Genomic DNA, 26,203 nt, shown 5'->3' with positions numbered 1-26,203 from the left:
GATGATCAACGGCAGCAAACCTTTGGCGAGATCGTTGCGCTGGGGCATGGTCGGCGGCGGTGGCACCAGCCAGATCGGTTACATCCACCGTTCGGCGGCCTTGCGCGACGGCGCGTTTACTCTGTTGGCCGGCGCGTTCGACATTGACACCGAACGCGGGCGTGATTTTGGCCGGAGTCTGGGCGTGGCGGCGGAGCGCTGTTATGCGGATTATGCCGAGATGTTCCGCGCCGAAGCCGCGCGGGCGGACGGCATCGAAGCGGTCTCGATCGCCACGCCGAACAACACCCATTACGCCATTTGCCGGGCGGTGCTGGAGGCGGGATTGCACGTGGTATGCGAGAAGCCGCTGTGTTTCAGCGTCGAAGAGGCGCAGGCGCTGGCGGCGCTGTGCGAGCGGCAGCGCAAAGTCATCGGCGTGACCTACGGCTATGCCGGGCACCAGATGATTTTGCAGGCCCGGCAGATGATTGCCGATGGCCGGCTGGGGGAAATTCGGCTGGTGAATATGCAGTTCGCCCACGGCTTTCACGCCGCGCCGGTGGAGCAGGATAATCCCAGCACTCGCTGGCGGGTCGATCCGCGCTTTGTCGGCCCCAGCTATGTGCTGGGCGATCTGGCGACCCACACGCTGTTCCTGGCGGAAACCATGGCGCCGCAGTTGAAGATCCGGCGGCTGATCTGCAGCCGGCAAAGCTTTGTGCCGTCGCGCGCGCCGTTGGAGGACAATGCCTATGTGCTGATGGAGTATCACAACGGCGCCGTCGGCTCCGTGTGGGCTTCGGCGGTCAACTGCGGTTCGATGCACGGCCAAAAGGTGCGCATTGTCGGTGAAAAGGCCAGCCTGGAGTGGTGGGATGAACAACCCAATCAGCTGCGCTTCGAAGTGCAGGGCGAGCCGGTGCGGATCCTGGAGCGCGGCATGCCGTATCTCGCCGCGTCGGCGCTGGCGGATGATCGCATCGGCGGCGGCCATGCGGAGGGGCTGTTTGAAGCGTGGTCGAATCTCTACCGCCGCTTCGCGCTGGCGATGGACGCCACCGATCGGCGCGACGCAGCCTTTCTGGCCGACTTCTGGTACCCGGACGTGCAGGCTGGCTCGCTGGGCGTGAAGTGGGTGGCGCGCTGCGTGCAATCCGCCGAAACCGACGCCGGCTGGGTCGCCTTCGACTGAGCGAGCGATTCGCTCAGACGCTGGCCCCGTCGTAGCTGTGGATCTGTAACGCATCCAGCGCGACGTCCGGCACGCAACGCAGGTTAACGGCGCACATCGCGGCGCCGTCTGGCGCGGTGCCGTAGGCGAAGGGCTGGGCTCCGCAGACTCGGCAGAACTGATGGCGGATCCTGTGGTGATTGAAAGTGTAGGTGCTGAGCTGGTCCTGACCGCTGTTGAGCGTGAAAGCGCTGATGGGGAAGAACGACAGCAGCAGCCCTTTGCGGCGGCAAATCGAACAGTTGCAGCTGAGGGCTTCGGTCGGCAGTTCGGCGTCCACGGTAAAGGTGACGGCGCCGCAGTGGCAGCTTCCCTGGAATGACATGGCGATGATCCTGTAACAGGGGAGAGTGTTTGCCCAGTATAGTGCAATTTATCGTCACTCGGCCGTGCCCGGCCTGGTTTCCTTAGTAAATGCACGGTTTTCTGTTAGGTTAGAGGTTAACGTCATCAAAAGGAGATCGCGATGTTAGAACATTACTATCCGGCCAATATGGGCGCCGAACCGGTCACGGACGAACAGCACAAACGGCTGGTGGCGGTGCAGGCGGCGCTGGAACTGATCAAGGCCACGCTGTCGGATACCAACGACGGCAACGGCGTGGACTTCCAGCTGAAGGCGGCGGAAAAGCACATCGGCCCGATGGCCGACGCCATTCAGGAAGCCCTGAAGTAACGGTTCGCCGTCACGTCAACCGCCCGTCTCGGGCGGTTTTTTTTGCGCTGATTACTGCGATTTTTTTAGTGGCGCATTGCCTTTTTCCTGGCTGGTGCCGTGAGCGGCGCGATCCTACTCTAGCGATCCGAGTCCTCATCAGGGTCATGCTCATGTTCCGCTTCAGCTTCTTTTCTTTCTTATTGCCGCGCCGCCGACGCGTCACCCAGTTGGCCGGCGCAGCGCTGTTGTTCAGCGGCGTTATGCAGGCGCAGGCCACGCAACGCATCGAGTTTTCGCCGGACGCCGCCGGCGCCTACCCTGAGGGCATCGCCTGGAATGCACGTGCCGGTGCGTTCCTGATTTCCTCTCTGCGCGGCGGGCAGCTTGGCCTGGTCTACCCGGATGGCCGCTATCGGCGGTTTTCCACCGGCAAGGGGCTTATCACCACCTCCGGCATGCTGGTGGACGCCGAGCGCAACCGGGTGCTGGTGTGCAACGAAGACGTGGGCGTGTCCCGCAACTCTGCCGCTAGCACGCGCAATCGCGTGGCGCAGGTGCTGGAGTTCAATCTCGATACCGGCGCGCTGCAGCAGACGTACGATCTTTCATCGCTAAGTCATGGGCCGACGCTGCCCAACGATCTGACGCTCGACGCGCAGGGCAATATCTACGTGACCGACAGCTTCCAGCCGCAGATTTACAAGATCGACCGGACAACGCGCCAGGCGTCGATTTTGGTGCGCTCAGCGCGCTTGATGCCGGCCGACGCACCCGCCGCTGCGCAGGGCACGCGGCCTTATCTCAATGGCGTGGTGTATCACCCGGATGGCTACCTGATTGCCGCGGACTACACCCGCGGGCTGCTGTGGAAGGTGACGTTGGAGAACGCGCCGGCGGTCAGTGAAATCAGGCTGCCGCAGCGGCTGAAAGGGCCGGATGGGCTGCGGCTCAAAAACGCCCATGAATTGGTGATCGTACAGTCTTTTCCGGGTGAAAAGGGGAGCATGTCCGGCGACGTGTCACTGCTCTCCTCGACCGACGGCTGGGCCAGCGCGCGTATCGCCGCGGTCGCCGCGCCGCCGGGATTGGATGGGCCGACCGGCGCCGCGCTGCGGGATGGCGAAGTGTGGGTCGTCAACTCCCGTTACCCCCGGCTGTTTGCCGACGTCGCTCAGGCGGAAAGTACCAAGACGTTCAGTATCGTCAAGGTGGCGTTCGAACCGGCCGCGGCGGATGGCCGCTGATCGACGGCGATTGCCAACCGCGCCGGAATAGGATTAAATGCGCACTGACTGTATAAATAAACAGGTGTGCTGCGATGAGTCTGATGTTGAAGGGTGAAAAGATTGACCGTAACCGCTTTACCGGCGAGAAGATTGAAAACGGCATCTTTATGCTGTGCGATTTTTCGGGCGCCGATCTGACCGGTACCGAGTTTATCGGCTGCCAGTTTTACGATCGCGACAGCCGACAGGGCGGCAATTTCAGCCGCGCGATACTGAAAGACGCCAGCTTCAGAAGCTGCGATTTGTCGATGGCCGACTTCCGCCATGCCAGCGCTCTGGGGGTGGAGATCCGCGAATGCCGCGCGCAGGGCGCCGATTTTCGCGGCGCCAGCTTTATGAACATGATCACCAGCCGCACCTGGTTTTGCAGCGCCTATATCACCAAAAGCAACCTGAGCTATGCCAACTTCGCCAAGGTGGTGCTGGAGAAATGCGAGCTGTGGGAAAACCGCTGGCACGGTGCGCAGGTGTTCGGCGCCAGTTTCAGCGGTTCCGATCTGTCCGGCGGCGAATTCTCCGGTTTCGACTGGCGTGCCGCCGATGTCACCCAGTGTGATTTGAGCAACGCGGAACTGGGCGAGTTGGATTTGCGCACCACCGATCTGCAGGGCGTCAAAATGGACAGCCACCAGGCCGCGCAGCTGCTGGAGCGGCTGGGGATCGCAATCATCGGCTAAGGGAATGGCTAACGCGACGGTTGGGCAAATAAGCGATTGGAGGCTTTCTCTGCGTCCACGGGAATACGGCGTTGCATTACCGGGATAGTGAAGCGGGGATCCTGTGAGAGGTGGCGAGCCTGCTCGTTGAGCGGCACGACGGCGATCGCCAGATTGTCGTTGGCCTGCATGACGCCTTCCTGTTCGAACAGGGCGAACACCGGCGTGTCGCGCGCGTTACCCAATGAGCAAGCCGAAATCCAATAGTGCCCGTCTTGGGCAAATTTGCACTGCGCCGTTTGCGAGCTAATTGCGCTGATTTGTTTGGCAATCAAGGCATTCGCGTTTTCCACATAGCTTGGTGGTGCCGGCTGGCAGCCTGCCAAACTGAGCGTCAGTGCAGCTAGCGTCAGTGTTCTTTTGCCCATCATAGCCATCCTTGAGGTCATTTCCTGTAAAGTAAAATAATTATCCTAACAACGATAATGCACCAGTGTCGAGAACAGATTGATTTATTAAGCTTTTGTTTCTCTTTCATGACGATTAAGCGGTTTTCTTCAGTGTTATAGCAGGGAGTGGTTTCGCGTGAAGGGAAGAGCAGAACGCGGAATCGGCGGCTGTTTGCGCGTTCATGATCGGCCCCGGCGCGGCGAGTCCAATCGTTCGTTATTTTTCACCCCGAACGCCGCGCAGATAACCCTGAGCTGGCGGCAGATGCAGGCGGTCCTTTGCGGTAATAAATTTATGAGCCATATGAATATAATTTAAAATATATCTTGCTTAAATAATTTAGCTGTGTGTAAATAGCGTCATCGGTTTGTAGTTCAGACCTTATGAAAGCAGTTTTAGTAAAGCAGTTCTCAGTATTAGCGATATCCCTCAGATACCTCTTCTTCCGCGAATTCTCTTCTCTAGTGCCCCATAAGTTTCCAATAAAAACAGACCTCTATCGCCCTATGGCGTCGCAAAAATATAAAGGAAATATCTCTATGACCAATAAAATGACGGGTTTGGTAAAATGGTTTGATGCAGGTAAAGGCTTTGGCTTTATCACCCCGGCAGACGGTGGCAAAGACGTGTTTGTACACTTCTCCGCTATCCAGAGCAACGATTTCAAAACGCTGGACGAAGGCCAACAGGTTGAGTTCACTATCGAAAATGGCATGAAGGGGCCTTCTGCCGGCAACGTGGTCGCGTTATAATTTTCGGCCGAGGTGCAATTTCTTACGACAGCGATGATGGTTTAAGCCGGAGCAGTTAAGCAATGAAATCCTCAGCCTGAATAAACTCCGGGTTCGCCCGGAGTCTTTCTCGATACGTCATTAGCTCAGCAGGAAGAGCGGCAGCGAAATTATTCGTTGGCGGACTGGGGTTCGATTCCTCGATGACGTTCCAATAATTAATGATTATTGGCAACAGAAAAATAGATTGCCGCAGAATTAATAACGCCGCGTTTCAGTCTATTTTTCTGTTGTGAAAAAGTCGCGCTTAGGCTGCGTAATGTTGGAGTGTGGGATGGACGCTTACGCCATAACATGACAGCCGGGAAAGTCACCGGCACACGATTAATAGCCCCGGCCTTGGCCGGGGTTTTTTATGCCCGCGATCTTAACGCTGCGAGTCCAGTAGTTCGTTGTTTTTCACCACGTCCTGCGCCTTGAGGTAGCTCTCGATCAGCAACTGATAGGCTGGGAAGATTTTGGTGTAAACCTCGGCCCATTGCTGAGCGTCGGCGCGGTTCCAGCTGCCCTGCAGCTCCGAGGCCACGCCGGCGGTGTCGATCGGCACCACGCCGGCCTGCACCACGCGCGCCAGGGTGATTTCCTGCGCCATTTTTGAGTAGGTGCCGGAGGCGTCGATCACCGCGAAAACTTTATAGCCTTCGGCCACTGCGCTGATGGACGGGAAGGCCATGCAGACGCTGGTGATGGTGCCGGCGATGATCAGGGTCTTGCGGCCGGTGGCCTTGACCGCCGCCACAAAGTCCGGGTTGTCCCAGGCGTTGATTTCCCCTTTACGGGCGACGTATTGCGCGTGCGGCGCATTCTGGTGAATTTCCGGGATCAGCGGGCCGTTGGGGCCCTGCGGCACCGAGGCGGTGGTGATCACCGGCAGTTTGCTGAGGGTGGCGATGCTGGCCAGGGCGGCGGCGCGGGCGCGCAGTTCGGTCATCGGCATATCGGCGACGGTCTGGAACAGGCCGCTCTGGTGGTCAATCAGGAGCATGACTGCGTCATTAGCATCAATAACAGGACGCTGGCCGTTGAAGTTGGCTGGAGTGCTCATGGTGTTTTCCTTTTCTCGTCGTGAGGTCAGTAGGTATCTTCTTTGATTGATAAGGCTGAAACTCAGCACTTGCTTACAGTGTAGGGCCGAGAGAGAAATCCGGTAGAGCCTGAAGTCGGGATACATCGTTCCATAAATGGAACGACACTGCAGCAGGCGAGGGGGCCGGCGCTGGGCTAAACTTAAGGTGCATGAGAAACATGCGGCAAGGAGCGCCATCCTGTTTACGGATCTGACGAGGAGGGCCGCCATCATGGCTTATCGGCATATCGTTGTCGCCACGGATCTCAGCGAAGACGCCGAGTTCCTGCTGGGCAAGGGCGCCAGACTGGCCGCCGCGCTCAATGCCAAACTTTCCCTGATCTATATCGACATTCATCGAGCCGGTTATTACGTCGATCTGGGCGTGGGAGATTACAACTACACCGATCGCACATTTTCGGAGCGGGTGAAGAATATGCTCAATGCGATCAAAGGGCAGTCGTCCTATCCGGTCGAAGAGGTGATCGTCAGCCGCGGCGCGTTGACGGAAGAGTTGAACCGGGTGGCGAAGGAAAAAGGGTTCGACCTGGTGATCTTCGGCCACCACCACGATGTCTGGAGCCGGCTGGTTTCTTCGGCGCGCCAGGCGATCAACGAACTGAAGGTCGATCTGCTGGTTGTCCCCATCGAGAAAAAATAGTCGCGGCCGCCTGCGGGCGGCTGCCGTTTTCCATTCGCATCGCTTTTCTCTGGGTGAAGATAACCGCATACCTGCAATAATCCCGCTTGCTGACAATCCGCCCGAAAAATAGTGACTGACCGCAATTTTATTTTCTCCATCAATATGTTGGCCAAAATCCGATAAAGGTTAATCCAGCGCATTGAAATCACTGCCATACCTCATTTGGGTTAATAAACCGCACGTTTTGACTGGCTCTCCGCGGAGGGGCGCCTTATCCTCGGGGTAATGAGATTTGTATGACTTATATAAATACGTTCACATGGAGGAGGTCTCATGCGTTTTGACAATAAAGTCGTGGTTATCACCGGTGCAGGCAATGGCATGGGGGAAGCGGCGGCGCGGCGTTTCTCAGCCGAGGGCGCGATCGTGGTGCTGGCCGACTGGGCCAAGGAAGCGGTAGACAAGGTCGCCGCTTCGCTGCCGAAGGGCCGAGCGATGGCGGTGCATATCGATGTGTCCGATCACGTCGCGGTTGAAAAAATGATGAACGAGGTGGCGGAAAAACTGGGCCGCATCGACGTCTTGCTGAACAATGCCGGCGTGCATGTGGCGGGCAGCGTGCTGGAAACCAGCATCGACGACTGGCGTCGCATCGCCGGGGTTGATATTGACGGCGTGGTGTTCTGCTCCAAATTCGCCTTGCCGCACCTGCTGAAGACCAAGGGCTGCATCGTCAATACCGCGTCGGTGTCCGGCCTGGGCGGCGACTGGGGCGCGGCCTATTACTGCGCGGCGAAAGGCGCGGTGGTCAACCTGACGCGCGCCATGGCGCTCGATCACGGCGGTGACGGCGTGCGCATCAACTCGGTCTGCCCGAGCCTGGTCAAAACCAACATGACCAATGGCTGGCCGCAGGAGATCCGCGACAAGTTCAATGAGCGCATCGCGCTGGGGCGTGCGGCAGAGCCGGAAGAGGTGGCGGCGGTGATGGCGTTCCTGGCCAGCGACGACGCCAGCTTTATCAATGGCGCCAACATTCCGGTCGATGGCGGGGCGACCGCCTCGGACGGCCAACCGAAGATCGTCTAAGCGTTAACGCACAGGCCCGGCCAGGATGACCGGGCCTGTTGTTTTTAGACGCCGATGCGGTCGCGCAGCGTGTAGTAGGCCGCGCCGATGGCGGTGAACGGGATCTGCAGATTGCGTCCGCCGAAGAACGGCAGGTGCGGCAGCTTAGCGAAGGCGTCGAAGCGTTCGGCGTCGCCGCGCATCAGCTCGGCGATCAGCTTGCCCGCCAGATGGGTGCAGGTCACGCCGTGGCCGCTGTACCCCTGCATGTAGTACACGTTATTCTCCAGCCGGCCGAACTGCGGCATGCGCGACAGCGTCAGCAGGAAGTTGCCGGTCCAACGATAGTCGATACGCACCCCTTTCAGCTGCGGGAAGGTCTTCAGCAGCTTCGGCCGGATCAGGTTGTCGATGTCGTCCGGATCGCGCGCGCCGTACACCACGCCGCCGCCGTACAGCAGACGATGATCGGCGGTGATGCGGTAGTAATCCAGCAGGTAGTTGCAGTCCTCCACGCAGTAGTTCTGCGGGATCAGCGCCTGCGCGATCTCCGGCGCCAGCGGTTCAGTGGTCACCACCTGAGTGCCGCACGGCATGCTGCGCTTGGCCAGCCGCGGCTCCAGCTTATCGCCCAGATAGGCGTTGCCGGCGACGATGACGAAACGCGCCTTCACCTGGCCATTGGCGGTGCTGATGAGCGCCGGTTCGCCGTGGCGAATGTTCGTCACCGCCGATTGCTCGAAGATGCGCCCGCCCTGCAGGCGGATCGCCTCGGCCTCGCCCAGCGCCAGATTAAGCGGATGGATGTGACCGCCGCTGTGATCGAGCAGCGCGCCGACGTAGCGATCGCTGGCGACCTCCTGGCGCACCCGATCCGCATCGAGCAGCTCGAGCTGGGTATTGCCATAGCGCTCCCAGTTGCGCTTTTGCTCGATCAGTGCATGAAACTGCTTGTTGTTCAGGGCGGCGAAGATGCCGCCGGGACGGTAGTCGCAGTCGATGGCGTAGCGGCTGATGCGGCTGCGAATGATCTCCGCGCCTTCGAACATCATGCTGCCGAGCAGGCGGGCGCTTTCCGCGCCGTAACGCTCTTCAATCACATCGATGTCGCGGCTGTAAGAGTTGACCAACTGGCCGCCGTTGCGGCCGCTGGCGCCGAAACCGATGCGCGCCGCTTCCAGCACCACCACGTCGTAACCGGCTTCCACCAGGAACAGCGCGGAGGAGAGGCCGGTATAGCCGCCGCCGATCACGCAGACGTCGCATTCGATCGATTCATTCAGTTGCGGATAGGGCTGATGTGCGTTGGCCGTGGCCGCATAGTAGCTTTTTACGTGTTCAGTCATGAGATAAGCCCTTATTCCAGCGAGATCCAGGTGGTTTTCAATTCGGTGAATTTGTCCAGCGCATGCAGCGATTTGTCGCGGCCGTTGCCGCTCTGCTTGTAGCCGCCGAACGGCACGGTCATGTCGCCGTCGTTGTAGTTGTTGACGAACACCGTGCCGGCCTTCAGTTGGCGCGCCATGCGGTGCGCGCGCGCCAGATCGCGGGTCCAGACCGCGGCGCCGAGGCCGTAGTCGCTGTCGTTGGCCAGCTGCAGCACCTGTTGCTCGTCGTCGAAGGCGGTCACCGCTAACACCGGGCCGAAGATTTCATCGCGCGCCACGCTCATGGCATTGTCCACCTGGGTGAGGATGGTCGGCCCCAGATAGCCGGCGTGGTCGCCCTGCGGATGGTCGCGCCCGTCGAGGAACAGCGCGGCGCCCTGGCTCAGCCCCCGATCGATATAGCCGGCCACTTTCTCGCAGTGGCCGCTGTCGATCAGCGTGCCCATCACCGTGTCGGGATCGAGCGGATCGCCGGGCATGAAGGTCGCCGCGTGTTTGCGCAGCGCCTGCAGGAACGCTTGCTCAATGCTCGCTTCGACCAGCAGGCGAGTGCCGGCGATGCATACCTGCCCCTGATTATAGAAGATGCCGGCGGCGGCGCAGCGGGCGGCCTGATCCAGATCCGGGCAGTCGGCGAAGACGATGTTGGCGCTTTTGCCGCCGGCCTCCAGCCAGACGCGCTTCATGTTCGATTCGCCGGCGTAAATCATCAGCTGTTTCGCCACCAGCGTAGAGCCGGTAAAGGTGAGGGCGTCGACGTCGCGGTGCAGCGCCAGCGCCTTGCCGGCGTCGTGGCCATAGCCGGGCACCACGTTCAGCACGCCGTCCGGCAGTCCGGCCTGCTGAGCCAATTTGCCGAGCAGGATGGCGCTCAGCGGCGATTTTTCGGAGGGTTTAAGCACCACGCTGTTGCCGGCGGCCAGCGCCGGGCCGAGTTTCCAGCAGGCCAGCAGCAGCGGGAAGTTCCAGGGCACGATGGCGCCGACCACGCCGATCGGCTCGCGCTCGATCAGCGCCAGCGCCTCGCGACCGGTGGGGGCGATTTCGCCGTACACCTTATCGATCGCTTCGGCGTACCAGCGGATGCAGCGGATGGCGCCCGGCACGTCGTCGCGCAGGCTGTGACGAATGGGTTTGCCGGTGTCCAGCGTTTCCAGCAGCGCCAGCTCTTCATGATGCTGTTCCATCAGATCGGCGAAGCGCAGCAGCGTGGTTTTGCGCTGCGCCGGGGCGGCCTGGGCCCAGTCGCCGCGTTCAAAGGCGGCGCGCGCCGCGCTGACCGCCCGATCGATGTCGGCGGCTTCGCCGCGCGCGACCTGCGCCAGCTCACGGCGACCGGCGGGATCTTCGACGGCGAAACGTTTCCCCGCGGCGGCCGGCTGGTAGCGGCCGTCGATAAACAGCTGGTGCTCAATCTTCAGGGCCTGCGCCCGTTGTTGCCAATACTGCAAATGGTGAAAGTTCATGCCTGGCTCCGTTGATCAGAATGTCGTCGGCGTATGGGCGCTGATAATCCGGCAAATGCGCGCCGACGTGTTGCTGAAACTGTGGGGAATGCCGGTATTGATGGCGTAGCTCTGCCCGGCCAGCAGGTGATAGCTCTGGCCGTTGACCTGCAGCACCACTTCGCCTTCCAGCAGCGTGCCGATCTCTTCCCCTTGGTGTTTGATGCGCTCGCCGGTGGTGGTGCCCGGTTCGTAGGTCTCGATCATCATCGCCAGCGTGCGGTTCGGGTCGCCGTTGTGGATCAGCTTCATCGAAACGCCCTGGCTGCCGATTTCGATCAGGTCGTCGCTGTCTATCACGATCTGCGGCTCAGCCGGTTTTTCCGGCTCGGCGAAAAACGCCGACAGCGACAGACCGTACACCGTCAGCAGCTTTTGCAGCGTGCTGATGGCCGGGCTGACCTTGTCTTGCTCGATAGTACTGATGGCGCTGTGGGTTAACCCAGACAGTTCGGCGACCCGGCGCTGCGACAACCCTAATTGTTGACGGATCTGCGACAGACGTTTTCCCGGTGCCAAGCTGACGTCGCTCATGGGCGTTTTTCCTTTTGATAGTTCCGACAGGCGGTGATGAAACCATCAAACAACAGGCGCGACAGGGCGTACTCGTCGCTGTTCCACTCCGGGTGCCACTGCACGCCGAGCGCGAAGGGCTGATCGCGCACGCTGATCGCCTCCACCAGCCCGTCAGCGGCGTGCGCCTCGATGCGCACGCTCGCGCCCAGGGTTTTGGCGCCCTGGCCGTGCAGCGAGTTCACCCAGAATCTGTTGCAATCCGGTATCAGTTGCGAAAGCAGCCCCCCTTCCTGAACGATGACCTCGTGGGCGGGGGCGTATTGCTGTTCCAGCGGCAGGTCGTGATCTTCACGATGCTCCAGCAGCTCGGGCAGTTCATACAGGCGGCGATGCAGGGTGCCTTGAGTGGCGACCACCATTTCCTGCATGCCGCGGCAAATGGCGAAAAGGGGAATGCGCCTGTCGAATGCCTGGCGGATCAGCGCCAGGCTCAACGCGTCTCGGCCAGGATCGGCGTCAGGCTCATCGCCGTTTTCACCATAAAGGTGCGGCTGCACATTACTGGGGCTGCCCGGCAGCAAAATGCCGTCGAGGCGCGGCAGCAGTTCCGCCAGCATTTCCGGCTCCGCCAGCGCGTGCGGCAGGGCGATCGGCAAGCCGCCGGCGGTGATAACGGCATTCAGGTACTTTTCTTGCAAGGTCTGTGTGAGGTGCCCGTTTAACCTATACCTGCACATGACGACGCCAATGACTGGTCTGTTAAATATATTGTCCATTCTATCCCCTTGGTACGTTCGAAATTATGAACGATAAGCTTCTCCACCGCCGATTTCGTTCAATATTCTATAAATCTAGCAGTCGATTGGGCAATATTCAAACCAAAAGTAACACTTGCAAAACAAATTTGTTTCATCTACGTTTCATTTGTGGGCATTATATTGAACAATACGGTCAATAAACATCGACGACAGCAAAACACAAACGGCGGGTGAACCATGCAGACCAACATCGTAGAAGTGGAAAACTTTGTTCAGCACAGTGAAGAGAGACGAAGTAGCGCGTTCCAGCGCGAAGTGAAGAAGTATTTGGAACGTTATCCGTTAACCCAACATGTCGACGTACTGTTGACCGATCTGAACGGCAGCTTCCGCGGCAAACGCATCCCGGTCGGCGGCCTGAACAAACTGGAGAAGGGCTGTTACTTCCCGGCGTCGGTATTTGCGATGGATATTCTCGGCAACGTGGTGGAAGAGGCCGGGCTGGGACAGGAGTTGGGCGAGCCGGATCACGTGTGCGTGCCGGTGCCGGGCACGCTGACGCCGTCGGCGGCGGACCCGCAATATATCGCGCAGGTGCTGCTCACCATGCTGGATGAAGATGGCACTCCCTTTGACGTTGAACCGCGCAATGTGCTGAACCGAGTATGGCAGCGTTTGCGTCAGCGCGGGCTTTCCCCCGTGGTAGCGGTAGAGTTGGAGTTCTATCTCATCGATCGTCAACGCGACGCGGAAGGCTATCTGCAGCCGCCGTGCGCGCCGGGAACCCAGGAGCGCAACACCCAAAGCCAGGTGTACTCCGTCGATAACCTGAACCATTTCGCCGATGTGCTGAGCGAAATCGACGAGCTGGCGCGTTTACAGGGCATTCCGGCGGACGGCGCGGTGGCGGAGGCGTCGCCGGGGCAGTTCGAAGTCAACCTGCACCATACCGATGATGTGCTGCAGGCCTGCGACCATGCGCTGGCGCTGAAACGGCTGGTGCGCATGGTGGCCGAGAACCACAACATGCAGGCCACCTTTATGGCCAAGCCGTATGAAGAGCACGCCGGCAGCGGTATGCACGTGCACATCAGCATGCTGAATGCGCAAGGCGACAATGTGTTCGCCGACGACGACGGCGAGGATTCGGCGCTGCTGAAACAGGCGCTGGCGGGCATGATCGCCCTGATGCCGTCCTCGATGGCGCTGCTGGCGCCGAACGTCAACGCCTATCGCCGTTTCCAGCCCGGCATGTATGTGCCGACCCAGGCTTCCTGGGGGCATAACAACCGCACCGTGGCGCTGCGCATTCCCTGCGGCGATCGCGACAACCACCGCGTGGAGTATCGCGTGGCGGGCGCCGACGCCAACCCGTATCTGGTGATGGCGACCATTCTGGCCGGCATCGTCTACGGCCTGGAAACCGCATTGCCGCTGCCTGAGCCGGTGACCGGCAACGGGCTGGAGCAGGACGGGCTGCCGTTCCCGATCCGCCAGAGCGACGCGCTGTACGAGTTCGAACATCAGCCGGTGCTCAATGCGTTGCTGGGCGAACGCTTCAGCCATGTCTACCTGGCCTGCAAAACCGACGAGCTGGTGCAGTTCGAGCGCCTGATCACCGAAACCGAAATCGAGTGGATGCTGAAAAACGCCTGATCCCGCTCACCCAACGACTACCGCGCGCGCGCGGCGCATTTCATCGGCTCTCCTGTAGCCCGTGAGGCTGCGCGCTGCGGTACAGCATTTCTTCTATCACGGCGTACAGGACGCCGACGAGGAAATAACCATGACTCAGCCATTCCCATGCGCAGACGTTTGCCTGTGCCGCAGTGCCTACGGGCCGGTCGCCGGCCGCCCGACAGTGACCCCAACCCGCTTTCCCCGCCGCCTGAGCAGCAGTTTCCCCGCGGCCTCTCTGAATGACGTTGCACGGTTGACAGCAGAGGACCAAAAGGGGAAACGCCATGACGATTAAAACCATCGACGGCGGTCCGGCGGGCAAACCGCAACTGCGCAAATCCCTCAAGCTGTGGCAGGTGGTGATGATGGGCCTGGCCTATCTGACGCCGATGACGGTGTTCGATACCTTCGGCATCGTCTCTGGCCTTACCGACGGCCATGTGCCGACCTCCTATCTGCTGGCGCTGGCCGGCGTGTTGTTCACCGCCATCAGCTACGGCAAACTGGTGCGCCAGTTTCCCACCGCCGGTTCCGCCTACACCTATGCGCAGAAGGCGATTAACCCGCACGTCGGTTTTCTGGTGGGGTGGTCATCGCTGCTTGATTATCTGTTCCTGCCGATGATCAATACGCTGCTGGCGAAGATTTACCTGACCGCGCTGTTTCCGGAAGTGCCACCCTGGGTGTGGGTGGTGGGCTTCGTGATCCTGATTACCGCCATCAACCTGAAAAGCGTCAATCTGGTGGCCAACTTCAACACCCTGTTCGTGCTGGCGCAGGTGGCGATCATTCTGGTATTTATCTACCTGGTGGTGCGTGGCCTGCACAACGGCGAGGGGATGGGCACGGTGTGGAGCCTGCGGCCGTTCCTCAGCGAGAATGCGCACCTGCTGCCGATCATTACCGGCGCGACCATCCTGTGCTTCTCGTTCCTCGGTTTTGACGCGGTCACCACGCTGTGCGAGGAGACGCCCGACGCCGCCAAGGTGATCCCGCGCGCCATCTTCCTGACCGCGCTGTACGGCGGGGTGATCTTTATCAGCGTGTCGTTCTTTATCCAGCTGTTTTTCCCGACCATTCAACGCTTTCACCAGCCCGACGCCGCACTGCCGGAGATTGCGCTGTACGTCGGCGGCAAGCTGTTCCAATCGATCTTCCTGTGCGTGACCTTTATCAATACGCTGGCCTCCGGCCTGGCGTCGCACGCCAGCGTGTCGCGCCTGCTGTACGTGATGGGGCGTGACAATGTGTTCCCGGAGAAATTCTTCGGCTATATCCACCCCAAATGGCGCACGCCGGCGCTGAACGTACTGATGGTCGGGCTGGTGGCGTTGTCGGCGCTGTCGTTCGATCTGGTGACCGCCACGGCGCTGATCAACTTCGGCGCGCTGGTGGCCTTTACCTTCGTTAACCTGTCGGTGATCAGCCACTTCTTTATTCGCGAAGGGCGCAACAAAAGCTGGAAGGATCGCTTCAACTTCCTGTTCCTGCCGTTGGTGGGGGCGCTGACGGTGGGGGTGCTGTGGCTGAACCTGGAGAAAAGCTCGCTGACCATGGGGCTTATCTGGGCGACGCTGGGCTTCGGCTATTTGGCCTGGCTGACCCGACGCTTTCGCCAGCCGCCGCCGCAGTTGGAGCGGCAACCACAGCAATAAATTCACAGGCGGGAGTTTCCCGCCTTTCTTTTTGGCACGTGCGGCAGTAGAGTGAAAAACCTGATAAAAAATAACCTATTGGACCTGCCTTATGCCCGCTTTGCCCTCGCGTACCCGCGCCACGTTGTTCGGTTTATTGGCCATTATGCTGTGGAGCAGCGTGGTCGGCCTGATTCGCAGCGTCAGCGAAGGGCTGGGGCCGATCGGCGGTGCGGCGATGATCTACAGCGTCAGCGCGGTGTTTTTGCTGGTGGCGCTCGGCGTGCCGAAATGGCGCAGCTTTCCGCGGCCTTATCTCATCGTCGGCAGCCTGCTGTTCGTCAGTTACGAGATCTGTCTGTCGCTGTCGCTCGGCTACGCCAATACCCGCCTGCAGGCGATAGAAGTGGGCATAATCAACTACCTGTGGCCCTGTTTCACCGTGCTGATGGCGCTGGCGATCAACGGCCAAAAGGCGAAATGGTGGCTGCTGCCGGGGCTGCTGCTGTCGCTGTTCGGCATCGGCTGGATCATGAGCGGCGAGGGCGGCTGGTCACCGGCGCAGATGCTGGCCAATGTGCGCAGCAACCCGCTCAGCTACGCGCTGGCCTTCAGCGGCGCGGTGATTTGGGCGCTGTATTGCAACCTGACCAAGAAGATTGCCCGGGGCAGCAACGGCGTGGTGCTGTTTATCGCGCTGACCGCGCTGGCGCTGTGGCTGAAGTACGCCTTCAGCGCGGAAAGCGGCATGCAGTTCAGCGCCGGCGTGACCGTGACGCTGCTGTGCGCCGGGGTGGCGATGGGGGCGGGGTATGCCGCCTGGAACGTCGGCATTCTGCACGGCAACATGACGCTGCTGGCCACCGTCTCCTATTTTACCCCGGTGCTCTCGGCGGTGTTCGCCGCGCTGGTGCTGCACACCTCGCTGACCGCCAGTTTCTGGCAGGGCGTAGCGATGGTCACACTCGGCTCGCTGATCTGTTGGCGGGCAACTCGCGGAAATTAACGGAAATTATCCGCTGTCGTCGCAATGTTGAACTAGAATTTAACTAGCCATGTTGCCTGAAGGAACGACGACGATGAGAAGCGACATTCAATTTATTCAACAGCCTGAAATCGACGTGCATCACTATGAGCGCGGCGATACCGTTCGCCTGACCACGGCGAATTTGCGACATGAATATCAGCTCGACGTTTATATTTTGCGCCGCGACGATAAGCTGATTTACGGCTCGGTCGTCGCGGCGGCGCCCAAGACCGATATTCCGGTCGCCAGTTGGGAGGTGAAAAACGGCGAAGAGGTGGCGTTCCGCCAGGAAAACATCGCCAAGGCGGTGCCGGCGGTAAACTGATCTCAGCTTTCGCGCCGCAGTTGTTTACCGAGAAACATTTTTCGATAGTCCGCCGGCGTTACCCCCAGCCGGCGGATAAATGCCCGCCGCATCAGCTCTGCACTGGAAAAACCGCAATGCGCCGCCACCTGTTTTGGCGCCAATACGCCGAGTTCCAATAACCTGCGCGCTTCGGCGATGCGGGCTTCCTCGAGCCATTTAGCGGGAGAGGTGCCGACCTCGTTGCCGAACAGCCTGCTGAAATGCCGCGGGGTGACGCCGACGCGTTCCGCCAGGCTGGCTACGTTGTGCGGTAACCCGATATTGTCTATCGCCCAGCGTTGCACTTCCTGCAGCATTGAGCGCCCGGCCAGGGTCGCCTGTTCCCGATAGCTGAATTGCATCTGCCCGCCGGGACGGCGGAAAAACATCACCAGCTGGGCCGCGACCCGCTGCGCGATCTCACGCCCTAAATCGTCTTCCACCATTATCAGCGCCAGATCCAGCCCTGAGGTCACGCCAGCGGCAGTCTGCAGGCGCCCGTCACGCACATAAATGGCGTCTTTATCCACCGTGACTTGAGGATAGCGGCGACACAATTGATCGGCTACCGCCCAGTGGGTGGTGATTTGCCGCCCATCCAACAGGCCGGCCTCCGCCAGCAGAAAAGCGCCGCTGCACACCGAGCCGTAGCGGCGAGTGCGGGGTACCACTCTGCGTAGCCAGTCCAGCGTGCGTGTTTCGCTTTCGCCGTCGGCGATACCCGGTGCACCGGCGATGAGCAACGTGTCGATCGCCTGTTCACGCCATTGGGTGATGGCGAGATCCGGCACGAGTTTGACGCCGGATGAGGACACGATCGGCGCCAGCGTCTTTCCGACTACCTGCAGATGATAGGCGGCATAGCCGGCTTGCAGATTGGCCTCGGCGAAAACATCCAGCGGACCGGAAACGTCCAGCAGCTGCACCTGTGGCACGGCGAGAATAGCGATGGTTTTACTCATGGCATGCGATATCCCGATGGATGGGGGATGTCCCCAATCGTTGATTAATGGTAATTGAGGACATTCAGTGTAACGCCTAATCTAACCGGGTTCCAGACAACGGGAGAATCAAGTTATGAGTTTAACCATCAACGGCATCAGCGTGCCGGATAGCGCGATGGCGCGTCAGGCGACCGAGTTAGTGCGCGACACCGAATCAGATCTGCTGTTTCACCACTCCAGCCGGGTGTATTACTGGGCGGCGCTGGCGGGGCAGCAGCGCAAGCTGGTTTACGATCCTGAACTGCTGTACGTCGGCTGCCTGTTTCACGATATGGGACTGACGCACGATCACTGCAGCTGCGACAAACGTTTCGAAGTGGATGGCGCCGATGCGGCGGCCGAGTTTTTACGCGGGCACGGGGTCAGCCGTCAGGATATCGATCGGGTATGGACGGCGATCGCGTTACACACCACGCCGGGGATCCCGGAATACATGCACCCGCTGATTGCGCTGGTGACCGCGGGGGTAGAGATGGATGTGTTAGGGATCAATTACCAGGGCTATGACGCGGCGCTGCGAGAGCAGGTAGTGGAGTTGCATCCCCGCGGGGCAAACTTCAAGGAAGCGATTATTCAGGCGTTTTACGACGGGATTCGACATAAGCCGGACAGCACCTTCGGCAACGTCAAAGCGGACGTGCTGGCGGATAAGGAACCGAGCTTTGTTCGCGGTAATTTTTGCAGCCTCATTCGTCGTTCGATGTGGCCAGCGTGATTGGCTGCCGCTTCTCTCGCCGGCGAGTTTTCGCCGGCATTTCCCGCTTGAATGCCGTACTCCTCTTCATTGCCGGTTGATGAAAGTTGGCTCAAAAACTGCGCTAAAAGACGCGGTGCATGACAAAAATCACAGCGAATGTGAATTTGCATGAAACATAATTTGACAAATGTGAACGCAATCGATTACCTATTCGCGAAATGCGTAACTGGATCACAGATTCTTACAGTCAGTGGTTTCTATAATGCGCGCGTCATCCGAGTTTCTGTGTGAAGACAACGCCAGGTGTCGGCAGACTCATTGTCATCTTTTCTAAACGGGCAGGAAATGGCCCTTTAAGCATGTGGTAATAAAATGAAAAAAATAGCTCTCGCAGCAGGTGTACTGCTCGCAGCGTCTTACAGTGCATCATCAATGGCTGATAGCAAAGACAGTCAATATGTCTCCGACTGGTGGCACCAGAGCGTCAACGTGGTGGGCAGCTACCACACCCGCTTCGGGCCGCAGCTGAATAACGACGTGTATCTCGAATACGAAGCCTTCGCCAAGAAAGACTGGTTCGATTTCTACGGTTACGTTGACGTGCCGAAATTCTTCGGCGTGGGCAATACCCCGGATCGCGGCATCTGGGACAAAGGCTCCCCGATGTTTATGGAGATTGAACCGCGTTTCTCCATCGACAAACTCACCGGCACCGATCTGAGCTTCGGTCCGTTCAAAGAGTGGTACTTCGCCAACAACTACATCTATGATCTGGGCCACAACGCCGATGGCCGTCAAAACACCTGGTACATGGGTCTGGGCACCGATATCGACACCGGTCTGCCGATGAGCCTGTCGATGAACATCTATGCCAAATACCAGTGGGAAAACTACCAGGCCGCCAACGAGAACAGCTGGGACGGTTACCGCTTTAAGGTGAAATACTTCGTGCCGCTGACCCAGGTGTGGGGCGGCAACCTGAGCTACATCGGCTTCACCAACTTCGACTTCGGTTCCGATCTGGGCAAGGACAGCCATTGGGTTGACGGCACCGGCAAACAGGTGCGCACCAGCAACTCGATCGCCTCCAGCCATATTTTGGCGCTGAACTACGATCACTGGCACTATTCTTTCGTGGCGCGTTATTTCCACAACGGCGGTCAGTGGCAGGATGGCGCGGATATCGGCACCCCGCAGGGCCCGATCAAGTCTACCGGTTGGGGTTATTACCTCGTGGTCGGCTATAACTTCTGATTTTCCGTGCTATCAGAAACAGAAAACCCCGCCTGGCGGGGTTTTTTTTCGTCATCACTGGGCTTGTTCAACCGGGAGATGCTTCACCGGCATAAACAGTCTGCCTTTGATCACGTGACATTCATTATTTATCCAACTAATGATTTGTTCACGGCTGACGCCTTCCGACTGCGCGTACCGATGAAGATCGCCATTAAAGTGCCGAGTGATGTATTCCATGAGGGTCATTTGCACGTCTTTTGCTCCTGAACGCCCACCCGTTGCCAGCCTGGCCACCGCGGGAGGTTGAGGTTTCTCAGACAGCGAATGTAAATTATCGGCAACCAAATCTCAACATAAAGCACCAGATTGGGGCGACAGCGGTGTGAAAAAGAATCCCGCACGGAGAGGCGGGAAATGTTCGCTATTATCATTATGGATGATAAGAATAAGATTTGAGGTGCGACGAAAAAGAGCACGCTAACTCTTTTTTGTTACCTTCCCACGCTAGCGTAAGGCTTATTTTTCTTCAAGAAAAATCTGAGACAAGCATCGGCATTCTCGAGGCATTTTGCGTTGAGACAAGGTTTGAAAGCGAATGCCGTAAAAGCGCACCGTTATCTCGGAGTTTTCCTTATACTTTGTCTGGAAAAGGCTAGCTATAGTCAACAGAGTCACCCACGCAGGAATACACAACATGAACAAACGTCGTACGACTCTCACGGTGTTGGCGCTGATTGCATCGCTGGGGTTGTCATCCGCCCCGGCCTTGGCCGACAAAGGCGGCAATGGTAACGGCAACGGTAACGGCCATGGTAACAGCGGCAATCACGGCAATAACGGTAACCATGGCAACAACGGCAATCACGGCAACAAAGGCAATAAAGATAAAGGCGGCTATAGGAACGACGATAATCTGGTCTCCGTCAGCCTCTCGCGCGACCGCGCCCGTTCGCTGGCGCACAACTATGGCCTGACCGGCTACAGCTCGCTGCCACCGGGCATCGCCAAAAATCTGGCGCGCGGTAAACCGCTGCCGCCGGGTATCGCCAAAAAAGTGGTGCCTTACTCAATGCTGCGTGAGTTGCCGCAGTACCCGGGTTATGAGTGGCGTATCGCCGGCGACGACCTGGTGCTGGTCGCACTCAGCACCGCGATTGTGGCCTCCGTGATCAATGGCGTTTTCGACTAACGTTTGTCGGGCGTTATCGGGCCTCGCTGCGGCGGGGCCTTTTTATTTGCCAGCGCGGGGCGGACGTGGTGAACTTTGGGCCTGACATTTTCACTGCATCATAAGGGAGGCGCCATGTTCAGGGCGTTATTGATAGCCTGCTGTTTGACCAGTTTTCCGGCGTTGGCAGACGGCGCCGCCGCCATCGGCGAGCTGGTGAACCAACGGCTGTCGTTGATGAAAGACGTTGCCGGTTACAAGGCGCAGCAGCATTTACCGATCGAAGACCTGGCGCAGGAGGCGAAGGTGTTGGCCAGCGCGCAGGCGGAGGCGGGGCGTTTGGGGCTGGAGCCGGCGTCGGTGCGGCCTTTTATCGCCGCGCAGATGGACGCCGCCAAGGCGATTCAGTACCGCTATCGCGCCGACTGGCTGGCGAGCCCGGAGCCCGGCTGGCAGCCGCGGCCGTTGGCGCAGGTGCGCCCGCAGATCGCGCAACTGAGCAGCCAGATATTGCAACGCCTGGCGGAGCGGCTGCGTGCCGGCCCGCTCGGCGAGGCGGATCGGGCGGCGTTTATGGCGTCGGTGGATCAGGTGAATCTCAGCGCCGCCGACAAGCGGCGGCTGGCGGATGCGCTGCTGGCCGTCAAAACCGGCAGCGCACGCTGAGCGTCAGTCGCGGCCGACGGTGCTGCGGCGGAAGGTCAGCATCCGGCTGCGGTTGGCGATGAGATCCACGTTGTAACCGCGGAAATAGAGGCAAAAGCGTTTTAACCACGGGCCGTCCTGGCACTCCACCAGCATGCGGCCCTGGCCGAGCGGGCTGAGCGTGCCGGTTTGCGCCGCCGGACCGACGCCGATATGCACCCGATCGCCGCGAATTTCAAAGGCGGTGCGATAGTGCGGGTGATACCACAGCCCCTGCACATGCTTCAGGCAGTCGCCGTTGGCCGTGACCGGCAGAAAACGGCGCGCCACATGTCCGACTTCGCCCTCGATCGCTTCACCGGTCCATTTCAATTTGAGCGGCATATGGGCGGACAGCGACACTGCGTACCCGTCCTCGCCCTGATACAGCGGTTCATCGCTGCCCAGATAGGCCAGGTTGCCGTCTTTGACCTCCAGCCAGTGCGGCTCCGCCAGCGTGGCGTAGAGGCCGTCGGGGATCGCCGTGCTGCGCTGCGGCAGCGGTTCGCCGAGCAGCGCCGCCATCACCTGCAAAGCCATCCCGAAACTGTCGCAATCTTCGCGATTGGCCACCAGCGCGACGCCGGCCTGACGGTCGGGCGCCAGCAGGAAATAGGTTTTGTAACCGGCGTGGGAACCGCCGTGGCCGAACAAGCGGCGGCGGCCCAGCGGGGTCTGCGCCAGACCCAGGCCATAGGCGCTGAGCTGGCCCTGATTGAGGCGGCGCGGTGCACTGAGTTGCGCCAGCACGCCCTGGCCGGGGCCCTGGTCGGCCAGCAGCGTCTGCAGCCAGCGGGTGAGGGCGTTGAGGCTGCCGGTCAGGCTGCCGGAGGCGGAAAGGTGCAGGCCGGCGCTGGCGTGTTGCCAGCCCTGCGGCGCACGCCAGTAACCCGGCACCAATCCCGGCACCACATCGAACCAGCTTTCCGGCGCCCGCATCTGCACCTGCAGCGGCCGGGCGATGTGCTGTTGCACCAGTTGGTCGAAATCATACCCTTTGCTGCGCAGCGCGGCCTCCAGCAGCCGATAGCCGGTATTGCTGTAGGCGATCTCGCTGCCGGCTTCGTAGTTCAATTTCTCCAGCCCCTCGACAAACCGCATCACCGGCTGCGCCTCGCTGACGGCGTGCAGCGAGATGCCCAGCAGGCCGAGCGTCTCGCGCACGTCGGGCAGGCCGCCGGTCATGTCCAGCGCCTGGCCGACGGTAACGTCCGCCAACGCGGGCTGCAGGGCGGGGAGCAGTTCACCCAGACGTTGCTCCAGCCGAATGGCGCGATCGGTGGCGTTCAGCGCCAGCGCGGCGAAGATATGCTTGGTCACTGAAGCATAACGCACCACGCTGTCGGCGGTGAAGGGGGTGTTCTGCGCCAGATCGGCCAGGCCGGCGCAGGCGGTGGCGCGGCGTTGTTGGGCGTCAAACAGGGTGATGGCGCCGCCGGGTTCGCCATGCCGTTGCCAGCCGGCCAGCAGTTGTTCGGCCAAGGCGCCGGCAGCGCGCCAGTTTAACGGTGTTACAGACATAGGGCCTCCAGAGAGTATTCGAAACGGGCCAGCTGGCCACACGCCGCCCGGCGCTGAGCGCGGGCTTTTGGGCTGATTGTGGCGCAGTGCGTTTTTCGTCGGCCGCTGTTTTGTGCGCTGTTTAGACCAGTTAGCGGGGAATCACGCGAAACTTTGATATAGCGCGCAGATTGCTGCTGGCGTTGCGGTTAGAGGCGGGAGAAAAACAGGCGCGCGGCGGCGCCTGTTAAGGGGGATCAATTCAGTCTGGCGGCGCCGTCCAACAGGCTTTCAATCATCTGCTTGAGCAGGCGCTGCAGCGAGGCGGCGCGCTGGGGCTCGAACGCGAAAGGATACTGTTCGGACATGTAGTTGACCTGCGCCAGTTCGAGCTGGATCGCATGCTGTTGTTGCTGCGGCTGACCATAGGCGCGGGTGATATAACCGCCCTTAAAGCGACCGTTCAGCACGTGGGTGTACTGCTGTTGCTGCTCGCAGCAGGCGACCAGCCGATCGCTCAGCGCCTGGGCGCAGCTTTCACCGCCGTTGGTGCCGAGATTGAGATCCGGCAGTTGGCCGTCGAACAGCCGCGGGATCACTGAGGCGATGGAGTGCGCATCGAACAGCAGCGCATAGCCGTGGCGCGCTTTGAGGCGCGCCAGTTCGTTCTGCAGCTGCTGATGATAAGGTTGCCAAATTTGCTGCAGGTAGGCGGCGCGTTCTTCGTCCGTCGGCGCTTTGCCCGGCAGGAAGCTTGGGCGGCCGTCGAACAGCACGTCGGGATACAGGCCGGTGGTGGCGGTGGTGTACAGCGGCTTGTCGTCCGCCGGGCGGTTCAAATCGATGACGAAGCGCGAATAGTTGCCGACCAGCACGCTGGCGCCCATCGCCCGGGCGAAGTCGTACAGCTGCGGAATGTGCCAGTCGGTATCGGGCAGCGGGCGAGCGTCGTCGGTCAGCCCGGCCTCGACCGCCGGCGTCAGTTGCGTGCCGGCGTGCGGAATGCTGATCAGCAGCGGCAGGCTGCCGGTCTGGAAGCTAAAAGGATCGCGAATGGTCATTGACGTACTTCTCCTCGGAAAATCACCGTACAGGGCAGTTGACCGCCCAACCAATAAGCCAGTTCCGCCGGCCGCGACAGCGGCCAGTGAACGAAGTCCGCCACCTTGCCGGTTTCCAGCGTGCCGTGGCTGTGTTGCAGCCCCAGCGCTTTGGCGGCGTGGGTGGTAACGCCCGCCAGCGCTTCTTCCGGCGTCAGGCGGAACAGCGTGCAGGCCATGTTGATCATCAGGCGCAGCGACAGCGCCGGCGAGGTGCCGGGGTTGGCGTCGCTGGCGATCGCCATCGCCACGTGGTGCTTGCGGAACAGCGCTACCGGCGGGCACTGGGTTTCGCGCAGCAGGTAATAGGCGCCGGGCAGCAGCACCGCCACGGTGCCGGCGTCGCCCATGGCGCGGGCGTCTTGCTCGGTGGCGTATTCGAGGTGGTCGGCGGAGAGCGCGTGGTGGCGCGCCGCCAGCGTGCTGCCGCCGAGGGCGGAGAGCTGCTCGGCGTGCAGCTTGACCGGCAAACCGGCGGCTTCGGCGGCGGCGAAGACTCGCTCCACCTGCGCCGGTGAGAACGCCAGATGCTCGCAGAAGGCGTCGACCGCATCCGCCAGGCCGGCGGCGGCCGCCTGCGGGATGATGGTGTCGCAGACCAGATTGATGTAGTCGTCGGCGCGGTTGGCGTATTCCGGCGGCAGCGCATGGGCCGCCAGACAGGTGGTTTTCACCTCGACCGGCAGCAGCTCGCCCAACTTGCGCGCCACCCGCAACATTTTCAGTTCGCTCTCCGGGCTGAGGCCATAGCCGGACTTGATCTCCACGCAGGTGACGCCTTCCGCCAGCAGCGGCCGCAGGCGGAACAGCGCTTGCTCCAGCAGCAGCGCTTCGTCGGCCTCGCGGGTGGCTTTCACGGTGGAGATAATGCCGCCGCCCTGTGCGGCGATGTCGGCGTAGCTTACGCCGTTCAGCCGCTGTTCGAACTCGCCGCTGCGGTCGCCGCCGAACACCAGGTGCGTGTGGCAGTCAACAAAGCCGGGGGTGACGATGCCGCCGTCGAATTTCACCGTTTCGTCCGCGATCAGGCCGGGCGGCAACGCCGCATGTTCGCCAATCCAGACGATCTTGCCGTCGCGCACGGCGATCGCGCCGTCGGTCAGGGTGTGATATTTGCCGTCGCGCATGGTGACGATATCGGCGCCGTGCCACAGGCTGTCACAGTGAATCTCAGACGTCATTGCTTTCCTCCGCCGGAGCCGCAGCTCCCACATGGTTGTATATACAATTAAAAACAACCTAACGCATTCACCGGGATGTCACAAGAGGCGGGAGAGATTTTGTTATCAGGATGTGATCGACCGCGGAGATGCGGGCGCAGGGGCGCCCTCCGGGGATCAGACTTCGCTGGTGAAGCGGCCGAACAGTTGATAACGGCTGCCGGGGTACAGCAGCCGGGCCGAGGTGACCACGGTTTTGCCGGACCAGGTGCGGCGATGGATCAGCAGGCCGGGTTCGTGGTCCTCCAGCTGCAGCAGCTCGCGCTCGCGCCGGGTGGGGATCACCGCTTCGACGATGTGTTCGCCGGCGGTCAGCGGCGCGGCCTGCGTCAGATAGGTATAGGGCGTGACGCGGTCGAAATCCTGCTTCAGGTAATCCGGCGCCACCAGTGGGTTGACGCAGCGGTCTTCCACCTGCACCGGCACGTCGTTTTCGTAATGCACGATCTGGGAGTAGAACAGCCGTTGGCCGGGCTGAATGCCCAGCGCCGTCGCTTCTTCCTCGCTGGCCGGGCGGGCCTTCAGCTCGAGGATTTTACTGCTGTGGTGATGACCTCGCGCGGCGATCTCATCGGCGATGTTGTGCACTTCCAGCAGTGCGGTATGCGCCTTGGCTTCGGCAACGAAGGTGCCGACGCCCTGCATGCGAATCAAAAAACCTTCGCTGGTCAGCTCGCGCAGCGCGCGGTTGATGGTCATGCGGCTGACGCCCAGTTCCGCCACCAGTTCACTTTCGGAGGGCACGCGCTGGTGCGGTTGCCAATGCCCCGCACGGATTTGATTCACGATCGCCTGTTTGACCCGTTGGTAGATCGGGGCGGGGGCATCGCTCATTGCAGCCGCCAGTTGTAACACGGTCTGTTGTTCAGCCACGACGTTAACCTCGTCAAATAAAAAAATAATAACACC

28 protein-coding genes and 1 pseudogene are annotated in these 26,203 nt (G+C 60.4%); 16 read left to right on the top strand and 13 right to left on the bottom strand.

Translation table 11 applies throughout. From position 1 onward, the window contains the following. The first annotated feature begins 1 nt into the window (after position 1). Positions 2–1,174, top strand: coding sequence for a Gfo/Idh/MocA family protein (locus tag ACP39K_RS10960; protein WP_497008485.1), 1,173 nt, complete (start codon positions 2–4; stop codon positions 1,172–1,174). Positions 1,175–1,187: 13 nt separating this feature from the next. Here ACP39K_RS10960 and ACP39K_RS10955 read toward each other — a convergent pair whose 3' ends face one another. After that, positions 1,188–1,538, bottom strand: coding sequence for a GFA family protein (locus tag ACP39K_RS10955; RefSeq protein ID WP_016928050.1), 351 nt, complete (start codon positions 1,536–1,538; stop codon positions 1,188–1,190). Positions 1,539–1,679: 141 nt separating this feature from the next. Between ACP39K_RS10955 and ACP39K_RS10950 the strand changes: the two genes are divergently transcribed. The 3 genes from ACP39K_RS10950 (at position 1,680) to ACP39K_RS10940 (ending at position 3,834) form a co-directional block, all read left to right on the top strand. Continuing rightward, the gene (locus tag ACP39K_RS10950) at positions 1,680–1,889 is read left to right on the top strand and encodes a hypothetical protein (RefSeq protein ID WP_004941260.1); all 210 of its coding nucleotides are present in this window, start codon (positions 1,680–1,682) and stop codon (positions 1,887–1,889) included. A 152-nt stretch (positions 1,890–2,041) separates the two neighbouring features. Further along, on the top strand, positions 2,042–3,115 hold the full coding sequence (locus ACP39K_RS10945; RefSeq protein ID WP_497008484.1) for an SMP-30/gluconolactonase/LRE family protein: 1,074 nt from the start codon (positions 2,042–2,044) through the stop codon (positions 3,113–3,115). A 74-nt stretch (positions 3,116–3,189) separates the two neighbouring features. Next, the gene (locus ACP39K_RS10940; protein ID WP_497008483.1) at positions 3,190–3,834 is read left to right on the top strand and encodes a Qnr family pentapeptide repeat protein; all 645 of its coding nucleotides are present in this window, start codon (positions 3,190–3,192) and stop codon (positions 3,832–3,834) included. Between the two features lie 8 nt (positions 3,835–3,842). On the opposite strand, the gene ACP39K_RS10935 is transcribed toward ACP39K_RS10940, so the two are convergent. Beyond that, a complete protein-coding gene (locus ACP39K_RS10935; RefSeq protein WP_332103070.1) occupies positions 3,843–4,244 on the bottom strand; it encodes a hypothetical protein in 402 nt (133 codons plus the stop codon). Positions 4,245–4,802: 558 nt separating this feature from the next. Between ACP39K_RS10935 and cspE the strand changes: the two genes are divergently transcribed. Together cspE and ACP39K_RS10925 are read left to right on the top strand one after the other, a co-directional pair. Continuing rightward, a complete protein-coding gene (gene cspE, locus ACP39K_RS10930; RefSeq protein ID WP_016928047.1) occupies positions 4,803–5,015 on the top strand; it encodes a transcription antiterminator/RNA stability regulator CspE in 213 nt (70 codons plus the stop codon). 114 nt (positions 5,016–5,129) lie between these two features. After that, positions 5,130–5,208 (top strand): annotated as a pseudogene (locus tag ACP39K_RS10925). Between the two features lie 213 nt (positions 5,209–5,421). Here ACP39K_RS10925 and ACP39K_RS10920 read toward each other — a convergent pair. Then, a complete protein-coding gene (locus ACP39K_RS10920; RefSeq protein WP_016928046.1) occupies positions 5,422–6,099 on the bottom strand; it encodes an isochorismatase family protein in 678 nt (225 codons plus the stop codon). A gap of 253 nt (positions 6,100–6,352) precedes the next feature. On the opposite strand from ACP39K_RS10920, the gene ACP39K_RS10915 reads away from it, so the two are divergent. Both ACP39K_RS10915 and budC read left to right on the top strand, forming a co-directional pair. Then, the gene (locus tag ACP39K_RS10915; RefSeq protein ID WP_016928045.1) at positions 6,353–6,781 is read left to right on the top strand and encodes a universal stress protein; all 429 of its coding nucleotides are present in this window, start codon (positions 6,353–6,355) and stop codon (positions 6,779–6,781) included. A gap of 315 nt (positions 6,782–7,096) precedes the next feature. Further along, positions 7,097–7,852 carry a meso-2,3-butanediol dehydrogenase gene (gene budC, locus ACP39K_RS10910; RefSeq protein WP_016928044.1) on the top strand — a complete coding sequence of 252 codons (756 nt, stop codon included), beginning with the start codon at positions 7,097–7,099 and terminating at the stop codon, positions 7,850–7,852. 44 nt (positions 7,853–7,896) lie between these two features. On the opposite strand, the gene ACP39K_RS10905 is transcribed toward budC, so the two are convergent. From ACP39K_RS10905 to puuD, 4 genes are read right to left on the bottom strand one after another with little or no spacing between them, the layout of a single operon-like run. After that, positions 7,897–9,177: an NAD(P)/FAD-dependent oxidoreductase gene (locus tag ACP39K_RS10905; RefSeq protein ID WP_033633265.1), complete on the bottom strand. Its 1,281-nt coding sequence runs from the start codon at positions 9,175–9,177 to the stop codon at positions 7,897–7,899. An 11-nt stretch (positions 9,178–9,188) separates the two neighbouring features. Next, positions 9,189–10,685: an aldehyde dehydrogenase PuuC gene (gene puuC / locus ACP39K_RS10900; protein WP_497008481.1), complete on the bottom strand. Its 1,497-nt coding sequence runs from the start codon at positions 10,683–10,685 to the stop codon at positions 9,189–9,191. Between the two features lie 15 nt (positions 10,686–10,700). After that, positions 10,701–11,258, bottom strand: coding sequence for an HTH-type transcriptional regulator PuuR (gene puuR / locus ACP39K_RS10895; protein WP_016928041.1), 558 nt, complete (start codon positions 11,256–11,258; stop codon positions 10,701–10,703). Next, positions 11,255–12,016 carry a gamma-glutamyl-gamma-aminobutyrate hydrolase gene (puuD, locus tag ACP39K_RS10890; RefSeq protein WP_025302552.1) on the bottom strand — a complete coding sequence of 254 codons (762 nt, stop codon included), beginning with the start codon at positions 12,014–12,016 and terminating at the stop codon, positions 11,255–11,257. Before puuD ends, puuR begins: the two co-directional genes overlap by 4 nt. Positions 12,017–12,235: 219 nt before the next feature. Between puuD and ACP39K_RS10885 the strand changes: the two genes are divergently transcribed. From ACP39K_RS10885 to ACP39K_RS10870, 4 genes are all read left to right on the top strand, one after another. Continuing rightward, positions 12,236–13,654 (top strand): glutamine synthetase family protein, encoded by a 1,419-nt coding sequence (locus ACP39K_RS10885; protein WP_015377637.1) that lies wholly within the window; start codon positions 12,236–12,238, stop codon positions 13,652–13,654. Positions 13,655–13,962: 308 nt separating this feature from the next. Further along, complete coding sequence (locus ACP39K_RS10880; RefSeq protein WP_016928039.1) at positions 13,963–15,333, top strand: APC family permease; 1,371 nt, start codon at positions 13,963–13,965, stop codon at positions 15,331–15,333. A gap of 91 nt (positions 15,334–15,424) precedes the next feature. Continuing rightward, positions 15,425–16,318 carry an aromatic amino acid DMT transporter YddG gene (gene yddG, locus ACP39K_RS10875; RefSeq protein ID WP_497008480.1) on the top strand — a complete coding sequence of 298 codons (894 nt, stop codon included), beginning with the start codon at positions 15,425–15,427 and terminating at the stop codon, positions 16,316–16,318. 73 nt (positions 16,319–16,391) lie between these two features. After that, a complete protein-coding gene (locus ACP39K_RS10870) occupies positions 16,392–16,664 on the top strand; it encodes a hypothetical protein (RefSeq protein WP_004941292.1) in 273 nt (90 codons plus the stop codon). Between the two features lie 2 nt (positions 16,665–16,666). Here ACP39K_RS10870 and ACP39K_RS10865 read toward each other — a convergent pair whose 3' ends face one another. Beyond that, a complete protein-coding gene (locus ACP39K_RS10865; protein ID WP_497008479.1) occupies positions 16,667–17,647 on the bottom strand; it encodes a GlxA family transcriptional regulator in 981 nt (326 codons plus the stop codon). Positions 17,648–17,762: 115 nt separating this feature from the next. Between ACP39K_RS10865 and ACP39K_RS10860 the strand changes: the two genes are divergently transcribed. Continuing rightward, complete coding sequence (locus ACP39K_RS10860; protein WP_025302558.1) at positions 17,763–18,404, top strand: HD domain-containing protein; 642 nt, start codon at positions 17,763–17,765, stop codon at positions 18,402–18,404. A 354-nt stretch (positions 18,405–18,758) separates the two neighbouring features. Beyond that, positions 18,759–19,640 carry a nucleoside-specific channel-forming protein Tsx gene (locus tag ACP39K_RS10855; RefSeq protein ID WP_028128054.1) on the top strand — a complete coding sequence of 294 codons (882 nt, stop codon included), beginning with the start codon at positions 18,759–18,761 and terminating at the stop codon, positions 19,638–19,640. Positions 19,641–19,694: 54 nt separating this feature from the next. On the opposite strand, the gene ACP39K_RS10850 is transcribed toward ACP39K_RS10855, so the two are convergent. Further along, a complete protein-coding gene (locus ACP39K_RS10850) occupies positions 19,695–19,874 on the bottom strand; it encodes a hypothetical protein (RefSeq protein ID WP_025160261.1) in 180 nt (59 codons plus the stop codon). 442 nt (positions 19,875–20,316) lie between these two features. On the opposite strand from ACP39K_RS10850, the gene ACP39K_RS10845 reads away from it, so the two are divergent. Continuing rightward, the gene (locus ACP39K_RS10845) at positions 20,317–20,811 is read left to right on the top strand and encodes an anti-virulence regulator CigR family protein (protein WP_033640576.1); all 495 of its coding nucleotides are present in this window, start codon (positions 20,317–20,319) and stop codon (positions 20,809–20,811) included. A 114-nt stretch (positions 20,812–20,925) separates the two neighbouring features. Next, a complete protein-coding gene (locus ACP39K_RS10840; RefSeq protein ID WP_033640575.1) occupies positions 20,926–21,456 on the top strand; it encodes a chorismate mutase in 531 nt (176 codons plus the stop codon). 3 nt (positions 21,457–21,459) lie between these two features. Here ACP39K_RS10840 and ACP39K_RS10835 read toward each other — a convergent pair whose 3' ends face one another. The 4 genes from ACP39K_RS10835 to hutC form a co-directional block, all read right to left on the bottom strand. Next, complete coding sequence (locus ACP39K_RS10835) at positions 21,460–22,995, bottom strand: serine hydrolase domain-containing protein (protein ID WP_089184512.1); 1,536 nt, start codon at positions 22,993–22,995, stop codon at positions 21,460–21,462. Between the two features lie 236 nt (positions 22,996–23,231). After that, positions 23,232–24,035, bottom strand: coding sequence for an N-formylglutamate deformylase (hutG, locus tag ACP39K_RS10830; RefSeq protein WP_016928031.1), 804 nt, complete (start codon positions 24,033–24,035; stop codon positions 23,232–23,234). Then, entirely contained in the window at positions 24,032–25,255 is a 1,224-nt protein-coding gene (hutI, locus tag ACP39K_RS10825; protein ID WP_497008478.1) for an imidazolonepropionase, read from the bottom strand. The genes hutG and hutI overlap by 4 nt, the downstream gene beginning before the upstream one ends. A 156-nt stretch (positions 25,256–25,411) precedes the next feature. Further along, complete coding sequence (hutC, locus tag ACP39K_RS10820; RefSeq protein ID WP_028128056.1) at positions 25,412–26,167, bottom strand: histidine utilization transcriptional repressor HutC; 756 nt, start codon at positions 26,165–26,167, stop codon at positions 25,412–25,414. Between the last annotated feature and the right edge of the window lie 36 nt (positions 26,168–26,203).

This window comes from Serratia sp. EC4, assembly GCF_059652115.1.
This window is presented reverse-complemented; position numbering and strand designations above follow the sequence as displayed.